Source organism: Streptomyces sp. NBC_00691, assembly GCF_036226665.1.
Taxonomy (GTDB): domain Bacteria; phylum Actinomycetota; class Actinomycetes; order Streptomycetales; family Streptomycetaceae; genus Streptomyces.
This window is the reverse complement of sequence record NZ_CP109007.1, coordinates 7,041,425-7,053,296: the sequence shown is the minus strand read 5'-3', so window position 1 is coordinate 7,053,296 and position 11,872 is coordinate 7,041,425. Positions and strand designations below refer to the sequence as shown.

General features: G+C 74.1%; 13 protein-coding genes. 5 read left to right on the top strand and 8 right to left on the bottom strand.

Going from position 1 to position 11,872, the window contains the following annotated elements; translation table 11 throughout:
• The first annotated feature begins 93 nt into the window (after positions 1-93).
• Positions 94-927, top strand: a complete 834-nt coding sequence (locus tag OG392_RS31710; protein ID WP_329285127.1) for a DUF4232 domain-containing protein — start codon at positions 94-96, stop codon at positions 925-927.
• A 31-nt stretch (positions 928-958) separates the two neighbouring features.
• Here OG392_RS31710 and OG392_RS31705 read toward each other — a convergent pair whose 3' ends face one another.
• Both OG392_RS31705 and OG392_RS31700 read right to left on the bottom strand, forming a co-directional pair.
• On the bottom strand, positions 959-2,137 hold the full coding sequence (locus OG392_RS31705; RefSeq protein ID WP_329287587.1) for an RNA polymerase sigma factor: 1,179 nt from the start codon (positions 2,135-2,137) through the stop codon (positions 959-961).
• Positions 2,138-2,148: 11 nt separating this feature from the next.
• Positions 2,149-2,556: a YciI family protein gene (locus OG392_RS31700; protein WP_329285125.1), complete on the bottom strand. Its 408-nt coding sequence runs from the start codon at positions 2,554-2,556 to the stop codon at positions 2,149-2,151.
• A gap of 330 nt (positions 2,557-2,886) precedes the next feature.
• Here OG392_RS31700 and OG392_RS31695 point away from each other — a divergent pair, with 330 nt between their 5' ends.
• From OG392_RS31695 to OG392_RS31680, 4 genes are all read left to right on the top strand, one after another.
• A complete protein-coding gene (locus OG392_RS31695; protein WP_329285123.1) occupies positions 2,887-3,384 on the top strand; it encodes a SigE family RNA polymerase sigma factor in 498 nt (165 codons plus the stop codon).
• Positions 3,377-3,778, top strand: coding sequence for a hypothetical protein (locus OG392_RS31690; protein WP_329285122.1), 402 nt, complete (start codon positions 3,377-3,379; stop codon positions 3,776-3,778). The genes OG392_RS31695 and OG392_RS31690 overlap by 8 nt, the downstream gene beginning before the upstream one ends.
• A 152-nt stretch (positions 3,779-3,930) precedes the next feature.
• The gene (locus OG392_RS31685) at positions 3,931-5,157 is read left to right on the top strand and encodes a mannosyltransferase family protein (RefSeq protein WP_329285119.1); all 1,227 of its coding nucleotides are present in this window, start codon (positions 3,931-3,933) and stop codon (positions 5,155-5,157) included.
• A 65-nt stretch (positions 5,158-5,222) separates the two neighbouring features.
• Positions 5,223-5,705, top strand: coding sequence for a hypothetical protein (locus tag OG392_RS31680; RefSeq protein WP_329285116.1), 483 nt, complete (start codon positions 5,223-5,225; stop codon positions 5,703-5,705).
• A gap of 32 nt (positions 5,706-5,737) precedes the next feature.
• Here the strand turns inward: OG392_RS31680 and OG392_RS31675 are convergent, their stop codons facing one another.
• The 6 genes from OG392_RS31675 to OG392_RS31650 all read right to left on the bottom strand — a co-directional run bounded on the left by OG392_RS31675 (position 5,738) and on the right by OG392_RS31650 (position 11,798).
• Positions 5,738-6,388 (bottom strand): alpha-ketoglutarate-dependent dioxygenase AlkB, encoded by a 651-nt coding sequence (locus OG392_RS31675; protein ID WP_329285115.1) that lies wholly within the window; start codon positions 6,386-6,388, stop codon positions 5,738-5,740.
• An 89-nt stretch (positions 6,389-6,477) separates the two neighbouring features.
• Positions 6,478-7,146 (bottom strand): DUF998 domain-containing protein, encoded by a 669-nt coding sequence (locus OG392_RS31670; protein ID WP_329285113.1) that lies wholly within the window; start codon positions 7,144-7,146, stop codon positions 6,478-6,480.
• 108 nt (positions 7,147-7,254) lie between these two features.
• The gene (locus OG392_RS31665) at positions 7,255-8,067 is read right to left on the bottom strand and encodes a DUF4389 domain-containing protein (RefSeq protein ID WP_329285112.1); all 813 of its coding nucleotides are present in this window, start codon (positions 8,065-8,067) and stop codon (positions 7,255-7,257) included.
• A gap of 159 nt (positions 8,068-8,226) precedes the next feature.
• Positions 8,227-9,435, bottom strand: coding sequence for a low temperature requirement protein A (locus OG392_RS31660; RefSeq protein WP_329285111.1), 1,209 nt, complete (start codon positions 9,433-9,435; stop codon positions 8,227-8,229).
• A gap of 537 nt (positions 9,436-9,972) precedes the next feature.
• Complete coding sequence (locus tag OG392_RS31655) at positions 9,973-11,262, bottom strand: MFS transporter (protein ID WP_329285109.1); 1,290 nt, start codon at positions 11,260-11,262, stop codon at positions 9,973-9,975.
• Positions 11,259-11,798: an ArsR/SmtB family transcription factor gene (locus tag OG392_RS31650; RefSeq protein ID WP_329285107.1), complete on the bottom strand. Its 540-nt coding sequence runs from the start codon at positions 11,796-11,798 to the stop codon at positions 11,259-11,261. The genes OG392_RS31655 and OG392_RS31650 overlap by 4 nt, the downstream gene beginning before the upstream one ends.
• Between the last annotated feature and the right edge of the window lie 74 nt (positions 11,799-11,872).

Genomic DNA, 11,872 nt, shown 5'->3' with positions numbered 1-11,872 from the left:
ACGCTGTGGTCGGCGAAGCAAGGCCGCCACGGGGAACCGGCGGCCGACGCCGTACAACGACCGAATCCCGACCCGTCGTCAAGGGGGACTCCCATGTCCGGACGCACCACCCGCACCCGTCTTCTCGCCGCCACGACACTCGCCGTGGCCGCTCTCTCGCTCACCGCCTGCGGCGGCGGAGGCGCGAAGGACGAGGGCGCCGCTCCGACCTCCGTCACACCCACCGCCTCGGCCGCTCGGCCCACCGGGACCCCGGCCACGCCCGCCACGGGCGGCACGACGGGATCGCCGGGCGCTTCGTCCGGCACGACGGCGGGCTCCACGAGCGGCGGCTCGACCGGCGGTTCGACGAGCGGTTCGACCGGCGGCACGACCGGTGGATCGAAGAACGGCGGTACGACCACGGGCGCCACCACCGGCGGGAAGTCCGGCGGCACCACCTCCGCCGGGAGCAGCGGCTCCGGAGGCGACGACGGGTCGAACGCCTCGGCCTCCGGAGGCGACGGCTCGGACGGGCCCTCACGGAACAAGCAGTGCGGCGCGGGCAACACGAGGGCCACCGCCACCCCGGTCGCCCGCCCGTTGAACCACATGCTGCTCACCGTCACCAACACCGGCTCCGGCCTCTGCGACCTCCTCGGCTACCCGGTCGCGCGCTTCGGCGAAGCCCAGTCCGTCCCGCCGGTCATCGAGGAGACCCACCCGCAGGCGGTCGTGACCCTCGCTCCGGGTGAGTCCGGGTACGCGGGCGTGATCCTGTCCGCCGCCGACGGCAGCGGACAGCACGGCTACACGACGACGAGCCTCACCGTCGGCTTCACCGACGGCACGACCGCGCGGCCCCCGCTCGGCGGCAAGGGCGTGTACGTCGACAGCTCGCTGCGCGTGACGTACTGGCAGAGCTCCATGGACGACGCCCTCAACTGAGCGGCTCCGTCTCCGGCCCGGCCGTCAGTCCTCAGGACCCGGCGGTGTTGAGGCGGGCGGCCTGCCGGGTCAGGTAGTCGCGTTCGGCGAGGTTGGGGGCCTCCCGGGCCGCGTCGGCGTACAGCCGGGCCGCCGTCGCCAGGTCCCCGGCCCGCTCGTGGAGATACGCCGCCGCCGCGGTGGCGCGGGGCAGGGCCGGGCCCCGGCCACGGGCGGCGGACCCCGGGGAGGCGCCGGTCAGCTCCGCGAGCGCCGCGAGCCCGGCACGCGGTCCGTCGGCCTCGCCGACGGCCACGGCACGGTTGAGCCGGACGACGGGGCTGTCGGTGAGCCGGGCGAGTTCGTCGTACCACTCGACGATCTGCACCCAGTCGGTCTCCTCCGCGGTGGGCGCGTCGGCGTGCAGCGCGGCGACGGCGGCCTGTGCCTGGTACTCGCCGAGCCGGTCGCGGGCGAGGGCCGCCTGCAGGATCTCGACGCCCTCGGCGATCAGCGCGGTGTCCCAGCGGCCCCTGTCCTGCTCGGCGAGCGGCACCAGGCCGCCGTCGGCGGCGGTGCGACCGGCCCGCCGGGCGTGATGGAGCAGCATGAGGGCGAGCAGTCCGGCGACTTCGGGGTGGTCGATGACGGTCGCGAGCCGCCGGGTGAGCCGGATGGCCTCGGCGGCGAGGTCGACGTCGCCGGAGTAGCCCTCGTTGAAGACCAGGTAGAGGACGCGCAGGACGGTGGCCACATCGCCCGGCCGGTCGAACCGCACGCCGGAGACGGTGCGCTTGGCGCGGCTGATGCGCTGCGCCATGGTGGCCTCGGGCACCAGATAGGCCTGGGCGATCTGGCGGGTGGTCAGCCCTCCGACGGCGCGCAGGGTGAGGGCGACCGCGGAGGACGGCGTCAGCGAGGGGTGGGCGCAGAGGAAGTAGAGCTGCAGCGTGTCGTCCACCGCGGGCGCGGGTCCCGGCGGCGGCTCCTCCTCGACGAGGTCCTCGCGCCGCCGCCGGGCGGTGTCCGCCCTGGTCGCGTCGAGGAACTTGCGCCAGGCGACGGTGACGAGCCAGCCCTTCGGGTCCCGGGGCGGGTCCTCCGGCCAGACCCGGATCGCCTCGACCAGGGCGTCCTGGACGGCGTCCTCGGCCGCCGCGAAGTCGGCTCCGCGGCGGACGAGGATGCCGAGCACGCCCGGCGTCAGGCTCCTGAGCAGGGCCTCGTTCACGGGACGGCCCGTCACTCCGTGATGGTGGGCGGTGCGGACAGGAACGGGCGCAGTTCGAGCCACTCGTGGATCGGCTTGCCGCCCGCGCCCGGTGCCGCGGAGAGTTCGCCGGCCAGTTCGACCGCCCGGTCGTAGGTCTCGACGTCGATCTCCATCCAGCCCGCGATGAGGTCCTTCGTCTCGGCGAACGGGCCGTCGGTGACCGGCGGCCGTCCTTCGCCGTCGTACCGGACGAACGTGCCCTCCGGGGAGAGCGCCTGGCCGTCGACGTATTCGCCGGTCTCCTTGAGGCGGTCCGCGAAGTCGCGCATGTACTGGACGTGCGCCGAGATCTCCTCCGGCGTCCACTGGTCCATGGGGACGTCGTTGACCGCGGCGGGGGCGCCTCGGTAGTGCTTGAGCAGCAGGTACTTGGCCATGGCGGTTCGTCTCCTCGGTGCCGGTGCGACCCATTGTGGTCACTTCCACCCCCGGGACGGAGCCGACGGCGGATTCTCGACACCGGCGTCCCGGCTTCTTTCGCACGATCGGCCGCGCCGGGGCTCCCACGGGCTCCCCGGGCCCCTCACCGAGCCGCCCGACGGGGATCGGACACCGCGGGACCCGCCTGCGCGTCGTCCGCCGCATGTCGTTCGACGACCCCGAGCCGGTGCTGTGATCACCATCACTCCGTGCATACGCGGACCGTGTCGACCGGACGCCTGGCGCCAGGCGTATGCGTGGTGAAGCGAAAGATCCGGGAGTGAGTGTTGACCGTTGAGGAGTTCGAGGCGTTCTACGAGCAGGCGGTCGCACGACTCACAGGGCAGTTGTACGTGATGCTGGGCGATCTGCACGAGGCTCAGGACGTCGTGCAGGAGGCGTTCGTCAAGGGCTGGAGCCGCCGACGGCAGCTCGACCGCGACGGGCAGCCGGAGGCGTGGATCCGTACGGTCGCCTGGCGCCTGGCGGTGAGCCGCTGGCGTTTCCGCAGGCGGACCTCGGACGCCTGGGACCGTGCGGGCGCGCCCCCGCCCGTCGAGGGCCCGGGCCCCGAGTACGTGGTGCTCATCGACGCGCTGCGCGGCCTGCCCGCCCAGCAGCGCCGCTCGGTGACCCTGCACTACCTGTGCGACCTGAGCGTCGAACAGATCGCCGGCGAGACGGGACAGTCCGCCAGCACCGTCAAGACGCACCTGGTCCGTGGCCGGGTCGCGCTCGCCGATCGCCTGCAGCCCCGGAACGTCGAGGAGGACCCCGGTGCTTGACCCCCAGCACGCCCAGGACCCCCAGGATCCTCTTCGCGAGATGTTCCGGCAGGCGGCCGCCTCCGGGCAGGCCCGCTCCCGCGCCGTACCGGTCGCGCGCATCGCCGAACGCGCCCGGCGCGCGCACCGGCGTCGCGTCGCCGTCGTCGCGGGGGCCGCGTGCCTGATCCTCGCCGGTGGCGGGGTGACCGCGGCGGCTCTCCTGTCGGACGCACCCGCTCCCGTCGTTCCGGCGGTCAGCCCCTCGGCCGACGCGCCGTCCCCCGGGGAGACCACCCGCCCGCCGACGAGCGGCTCGACGGCACCGGGCACACCCACCCGGGAGGGCCCCGCCGGCGATCCGTCGGCGACGGCGACGGAGCCGTCGGGACGGGTGACGACCTCGCCGCCCTGAGCACCGGACGGGCCGGACCGCTGGACACGGCCCCCGGGCGGGGCCCCTCTCCGCCCCGACCCCGCCCGGGCTCCGCACCCTCGCCGACCCGCCCCGTGACGCGCCGCCGTCGCGCGATCCGCCATGCCCTCCCACCCTGACGGAAGTCCCTCATGTCTGTGATGTCCCCGAGGCCGCGGGAGAAGACGCCGCCGCTCGCCGCGCTCCGTCCCCTCCCCCGCACCGACCGCCGCCCACGACCGCCGCGGCTGCCGCTCGGCGCCGAGGACCGGGACGTGCTCTGGCTGTATCTGCTCACCCGCACGGCCCTGTGGATCACCGCCTACGGCGCGCGGTGGCTCTTCCCTGCCGACGCCGACGCGCGCGACGCGGGCCCCGCCCTCGCGCCCTTCGAACGCTGGGACTGGGGTCACTTCCTGAACGTGGCGCGCGACGGCTACTTCCCTGGGGGAAGCGGCCCCTGGGGGGCCGAGTGGGACAACCGTGAGGCCTTCTTCCCGGGATTCCCCCTCGTCCTGCGGGCCGTCCACACCGTCGTACCGAGCTGGACGGCGGCCGGGCTGCTGATCTCGTTCGTCACCGGCGGGATCGCGGTTCTGGCACTCGTACGGATCGCACGTCTGTATCTGCCCGACGCGAACGCCGGCCGGCGGACGGCTCAGCTCCTGCTGCTCTCGCCCTGCGCGGTCTTCCTCGCCACCGGGTACAGCGAGTCGCTCTTCCTCGCCCTCGCCCTGCCGGCCTGGCTCGCCGCCCACCGCCGCGACTGGCCCCTGGCCGCCACGCTGGCCGCCCTGGCGACGACCGTCCGCATCAGCGGTCTCTTCCTCGCCGCGGCCCTCGCCCTCCACTTCGTCCTGACCGCCCGCGCCCGCTCCGACTGGCGGCCGCTGCCCTGGCTCGCCCTGCCGGCCCTTCCCGCGGTCCTGTACGCCTGGTACCTGCAGTCGCACACCGGCGACTGGATGGCCTGGAAACACGCCCAGGAGCGGGGGTGGTACCGCCACTTCCACACGCCGTGGGACGCCTGGAGCACCACCTGGGAGTCCGCGTTCGGCCGGGTCCAGACGACCGGTTACGCGTTCATGTTCCAGGCCGAGCTCCTCGCCATGGTCGTCGGCCTCGCGCTGGTGGCCCTCCTGCTGCGGCGGCGCCGCTGGCCCGAAGCCGCCTACGTCGGCCTCAGCCTGTGGGCCCTGGGGACGTCCTACTGGTACCAGTCCGTCCCCCGGGCGACCCTCCTGTGGTGGCCGCTGTGGATCACGCTGGCCGCCTGGACCCTTCGCTCACCACGCTTCAGGACCGCGTACTTCTGCCTCGCCGCACCGGTGTCGACGCTGTTCGCCCTGACGTTCCTGACCGGCCGCTGGGCCGGCTGACCGGACGGCGAGCCCGGGGCGCTCCCAGGGGCAACCCCGTACCGCGGCGCGGCGTCCTACCGGCCGTGACTGGACTCTTCGCACCCGACCCCTTCGACGACGACGAGGGGAACGTACGACCGGGCCCGTTCTGGCGCCACGCCCTGTGGGCGGTGGGCATCAGTGCCGCCGCCGTGGCCACGGGCTGGCTGACGTCGCTGTTCCGGATCGGCTTCAGGGAGTACGGTCTTCCGCCCGCCGCGCCCGGCCCGGTGTGGCCGTACCTGGCCGCCTGGGCCGTGATCGGCCTGGCCGTGGCGGCCGTCCTGCGGATCACCGCCGCCAGGGTCCCGCTCTACGCCCCGGGCCGGATCGCGGCCGGGCTGACGTACCTGGGCACCCGGCTCTCCCTGGGCTGGCGCCCGGAGGCGCCGCTGGTCGGCGCGATGGCGGCGGCGGCCCTGCTCGTGGCAGGCGTCTGGTGCGCCGTCGCCCTCCGCCCGCACCGGGCCGGCGAGAAGACGCGGCCCGAGGCGGACGCCGAGACCGAGGCGGGGGCCGAGGTCTAGCCCCGGCCCGGCCGCCGAGCCGGGCGCGGGCCTCAGCGGACTCCGCGGGGGCGGAACTGGACGCTGATACGGGGTCCGACGGCCCGACTCGTCTTGGGGACGGCATGTTCCCAGGTGCGCTGACAGGAGCCGCCCATCACGACGAGGTCTCCGTGGCCGAGCGGGAGGCGGAGGTGTGTGGGGCCGCCGGACCGCGGACGGAAGGCGAGGTCGCGGGGGTCACCCAGGGAGAGGATGGCGACCATGGTGTCGTGGTGGGCGGAACGGCCGGTGCGGTCGCCGTGCCAGGCCACGCTGTCGCGGCCGTCGCGGTAGAGGCAGAGACCGGCGGAGACGAAGGGTTCCCCCAGTTCCGCGGCGTAGTGGGCCCCGAGCGTCTGCCGGGCCTCGGCGAGGGCGGAGTGCGGAAGCGGCGCGCCTTCGCCGTAGTGGGCCAGGAGCCGGGGTACGGCGACGACGTTGTCGTACATCGGCCGCTCCTCGGCCCGCCAGGGCACCCGTCCGACGAGTTCCTCGAACAGCGCGTCGGCGCCGTGCAGCCAGCCGGGAAGGTGATCGACCCAGGCGCCGTCGCCGAGCGGCGTCCGCCGGAGTCCGTCCAGCGGGCCGAAGCGGATCTCTTCGCCCTGGTCGAACAAGGAACCCTGGAGTCCGGGCAGGGCGGGTGGTCGTGCTGCGGTCACGGACCCACCATAACGCTAAATCGAACACACAAGCGAGTGCGCGCCGCGGCGGGACACGCCTCACCGCGTCTCCTTCACCGCCCCCACGGTCACCGAGGGGGCGCGGACGTCTCGTCGCTCTCGTCGTCCGCACCCCGGTGACCGCTCCCACCGTCCCCGCCCCCCTCGCCTCTCATGTCACGGGCGTAGCGGAGACAGGAGGCGACCACCACCAAGGGCCAGGTCGACTGGATACAGGTCACGAGCCGTTCGGCGACGCCTGCGGATCCCCGCCGGTTCATCTCGACGAGGAACCAGACCGCGCCGAGGGCCATCAGCGCGCTCACGGCGACGGAGGGCGTCAGCCGCAGCCCCCACGGCACGCCGCCACGGCGCAGGGCGGCCAGGACCGGCCACACCGCGAGCAGCGTGAAGCCGGTCACGACGACCGCCCCGTGCCGCAGGGACCCGCCGCTGCTCGGCGCGGGAATCAGCGCGACCCCGAAAGCCGCGACGCCACCACCGGCGAGCGCCACCCGCCCGGCGCGAGCGGCGGGCCGCAGCCCCCACGCGGTGAGGAGGTGGCAGACGCCCAGCGCGAGGAACGCCCCGGTCATGACCCAGGACCCCTCGGCCCCGTAGGCGGCGAGGACGCTGATGGTCTGCGTGACGGGATCGTAGGCGGGCCCTTCGAGCAGGGCCGCGACGGTCCAGCCACCGACCAGCGTCAACGGGGCACACCCCGAGGACAGAAGGGCCCATCTTGGAACGGATCGCATCGAACCACCGTAGGACGAGGCGTTCTTCCCCCCTCGCATCACGGCGAACGCGTCAGTCGTGTTCCGCCCGCGACGACGTCCGGCCCGCGGGCGGGGCCGCCGGAGCCGTCACCCCGCGACCCGGCCGGCGGAGGCCGTGCCCGCGTGGTCGTCGCCCTGGTCGTCGTAGTCGATCGTGCCCGAGGTGAGATGCCCGGCGAGCCCGAGGAGCAGGAAGAGCCAGACCAGCACCTGCGCGCCGGTCCCCAGCCGGAGCGGACGGGTCGCGGAGTACGCGGGCTGCGAGGCGGCCTCGGGAGCGTCGCCCAGGAGCCCCTTGGGGTACACGGGCGTCAGCATCATCGCGTAGGCGGCCAGGCGCATCCGGTAGCGGACGACGGCCGCCGTGGCCCCGAAGACCGGTTCGGGGAGGCGGCCCAGGATGATGCCGATCAGCCAGAAGACCCAGCTGACGGCGAACCAGCCGGACTGGGCGAGGCTGCTGACGACGGCCGCCGGAATCATCAGGAACAGCCGGAACAGGACGGCGAGCCGGTTGAGCGGGGTGGCGCGCAGTTCGATGCGGACCGGGTAGTCGGGTGCGTCGAAGGCGAACGGCGGGTAGCGGTCGACGAGCAGGGCCGCGCCGGCCGAAACCCGGGTCTGGTAGGCGAGGACCGAGCCGAGGAAGGACGCGATCGGGTCGGGCAGCCGGCCCAGGACCAGAGCGCTGAACCAGCCCGCGATCGTGACGAAGAAGGCGACGAAGGAGAGCAGGGCGACCACGACGAACTGCGGGAGGAGCAGCAGCCAGCGCAGCAGGACCGTCCACCGACGCTGCTGTCCCGGCGGGGGCACATCGAGAACGGGCCGCCATTCGGGTCCGCCCGGGCCGTCGCCGCCGACGGCCTCCGAGGGCCGGGGCTCCCAGCCTGCTGCCATGACGGCCTCCGTCTCTCCCGCGTCCCCCGCTTCCCGGTTCACGTCGATGGTGACCCGGGAGTCAGTCCCTCGCACGACCACGGGGGCCACCTGGACCACACGGGACACGGGACGAGGCAACCCGGCGAAGGGCGGCTCCGCGGGAGGACGGCACGCCCCCTACGACCGGGTGGCCCCGGTGCCGTGCCGCGCGGTCAGCCGCTCGTACAGCCATGGCCAGCGGGCCACCGCCACCAGGGCCCAGACCAGTGCGGCCGGTGATCCGCGGCCGGCGAAGGCTCCGAGCAGGACCGGCGCGACGACGACGGGCACCCCGGCCCCCAGGCCCCAGCGGGCACCCCGGCCGGAGGCCGCTCCCGCCAGCAGGCCGACGGCGAGGAACGCGGTGATGCTGCCGCACATGAGCCAGCGCATCCCGGGCGGCAGCTCACCGTCGACGTGCTCCACGGCCCCGCCGAGCGAGGCGGCCAGCGCGGCGAGCGCGCCCGTCGACACACAGTGCATCGGCAGCGCGAAGCGCGGGGCGAGCACACCGAAGCCGAGCAACGGCACCCCGCACGAACGGCGCACCGCGAGCGCCCACAGCGCGAGCAGCAGAACGAAGGAGCCCGCCGCCAGCGCGCCGAGCCGGGAGGTCCACTCGGCCTCCGACGAGGCCTCCACCGACAGCGCGACGCTCTCGCCGATCACGATCAGGGTGAACAGCCCGAGCCGCTCGTCGAGATGCGCGGCGTCGAGCCGGGCGGCCACCGGCCGCGGGCGGGACGGCCGCTCGCGGCCGGCGGCGCGCTCCTCCCATTCCCCGCGTGCCCGGGCCAGGATCTGGTTGCGGGAGCGGGCGAAGGTGAGCCCCAGGTCGAGGGCGAGCCCGAGGGCCCACAGCCAGTACCGGGCCGGTGCCTCCGCCCACACGGACACGATCCAGGGGACGACGCCCGCCGACAGCTGCGCGATCGGCCAGTCGGCGACGACCTCGCCCCGCCGCTGCCAGACCCGCGAGGCCAGGAGCCGCACGAGCACATAGGCGAGGGCGAAGGCCCGCGCGTGGTCCGAGCGGATCCCGGGAACGGCCGCGGCCATGACGGCGAGCCCGAACATGCCGATCAGGACCGTCCGTGTGTGCACCGTGTCGGCGGCGACGTTGCCGTACGTCGTGAAGCACATCCACGCCGTCCAGAACGCCAGGTACAGGAGACAGTAGAAGCCGAGGTCGTCCGCGCCCGGGGTGCCGTGCAGCAGGTGCGCCAACTGGGCGACGCCCGCGACGGCGATGAGGTCGAAGAACAACTCCAGCCAGGAGGCGTGGCGTTCGGACTCGGCGGGAGGGCCGACGGGCGGTGTGCCGGGGGCAGTGTTGTCGGAGGCCATATCCGAGTGATCGGCCGGACCGCGCCCCCGCTCCAGCCCGTCGCGCGCACTCGGCGGTCTCACCTGCCGCCCGGCCCCTCGGACGCCGCAGGCCGGGAGCCTCGACCGGTCCGACACCCCTCACCCGCACAGGCACTCGCCCGCGCGGTCGGCGGTACATGCCGAACGGGCCCGCACCCCTGCCAGGTGCGGGCCGTTCGACTGCTCACGGTCCTGCCGGAAAGGGGGAGACGGCAAGCCCGTGAACACCATGAGCGGTCCCATGCGCTCATCGCCCACCTGCCCCCGATCCCACCTTCCACACGTCGCCTCGTGGATCGGGTCCTCGCGGTGCGGTGACCTGGGGCCTGTCGAGGCCCTAGGGCCGGTCGTCACACTCCCGTCGTCGCCCGGAGGGCGGCCCCGCGGCGTCTGGTGCGTGCTCTCGGTGTGCCGGGAGGAAGCCCTCGTACTGGACGGACGTACTCGGGCTTTCGCCCGGTGCGGCGAGAGTGCGTGCCAGGCGTCGCGGGGCAGACGGGAGTCTGACGACAGGCCCTAGTGGGCGGCACCCTCCTGGACGAGATCCCTGCCCCCCGGACCATCCGGGTCGTCGGCCGCGGCGGCGGCACGCAGCGCCGCCTCGACCCGGCGGTTGCCGGTCATGGTCGCGGTGACGGCGGTCATGGTGAGGAGCAGACCGGCGGCCACGTAGAGCGGGGTGCGGACGTCGTAGGCGGTGGCGAGCCAGCCGCCGAGGAAGGCGCCGAACGGGGCGGCGCACATGCCGAGCATGCGGGAGGTCGAGGCGACACGGCCCATGAGGTGGGCGGGGACGATCGACTGCCGGAGGGAGGGGGCGAGCACCATCGTGGCACCCATGCCCGCTCCGCAGACGGCGAGCGCGAGGCCCGCGACGTACGGGTTCGGGGCGGCGGCGAGTCCCAGGATCGCGAGCCCCTCGACTGCGGCCGTGCAGGTCAGGGCGGTGCCGGTGCCGAGTCGTCGGCCGAGGAAGGACGCGATGCCCGCGCCGAGCAGGCCTCCGGTGGCCTCCGCCGTGAGGAGCAGGCCGAAGCCGAAGGTGTCGATGCCGAGACGCTCGTGCGCGAAGAGGGCGAGCACGGTCTCGACGGCGAGGAAGGCGATGTTCCCGACCGCGGGGCGCAACGCGAGGCCGAGCAGCAACTGGTCCCGGAACACGTACGAGGCACCGGCCCGCGCCTGCCGCAGCAGCGACTCACGTGCCTGCGGTACGGGCACGGGTGCGGCGGGCAGCGACCGTACCAGCAGTGCCGAGACCGCGAAGGACAATGCGTCGGCGAGCAGCGGAACCGCTCGCCCGAGGGCGAGCAGGGCGCTGCCCGCGGGCGGCCCGGCGAACCCCGAAGCGGCGGTCTGGGTGCCGCGCATCCGGGAGTTGGCGCGCTCCAGGAGCACGGGGTCCCGGCCGAGCAGATCCGGCAGATAGGCCGTGGCGGCGGTGTCGAAGAAGAGTCCGCCGAGGCCGAGGAGGAAGGCGACGGCCGCGAGCAGCGGAATGCTCAGCGCGTCGAGCGCGGCCGCCGCCGCCGGTATCGCGAGCAGCGCCGCACGCGCCGCGTCCGTGACCCACATCGTGCGCCGCCGGTCCCAGCGGTCCACCAGCGCACCGCCGAGCACCCCGAAGAGCAGCCACGGCAGCGTCCCGGCGGCCGTGACGACGGCGAGCGCCATCGGGTCCCGCGTCAACGTCAACGCGAGCAGCGGCAGCGCGGCGTGTGACACGCCGTCACCGAGCGAGGAGACCGTCTGCGCGGTCCAGAGCCGTCCGAACCCGCTCGGCAACTTCCGTACGTCCATGGTCATTCAGCGTCCCCCTGGGTCTGCTTCCGTGATGCCGGGTGGAACAGCGCGAAGACGAAGGACGCGTCCGGGAGGGACGGGTCCGACAGCTCCCGGAACTCCTTCGCCAGGGCCTGCAGACGCGCCCCCAGCTCTTCGAACTGCTCGTCGGTGAGCCGCAGATGCGCCATCCCCACGTGCCGCTCGGTGTCCGCCGGCGCCGCTTCCAGGTCCGCCACCGCATGTCGCATCAGCACGTCCGGGCCGCCCTCGCCCGGATCCGGCAGCACGATCGACCGCGCGGCCATGGCGTAGTACCGCTCGGTGACGCCGCGGACCTTCCGGGTCCGTACGACCTTCACCAGGCCGGCCCGTTCGAGCAGTCGTACGTGGTAGCTGGAGCTCCCCTTCGCGAGGCCGACCCGCTCGGCGATCTGTGTGATCGTCGCGGGCTCGAAGCGGAGCACGGCCATGATCCGGTGGCGCGTGAGGTTGGAGACGGCGCGCAACTGCTCGTCGGTGGTGAGGCGGAGGGACTCGGGAGGATCGTCGGTAGGCATGACACCAATGGTCAACGTTTCTTGACCATTAGGCAAGGGGTATTCCCACCCGAGTCCGAACCGCCGTCCGGCGC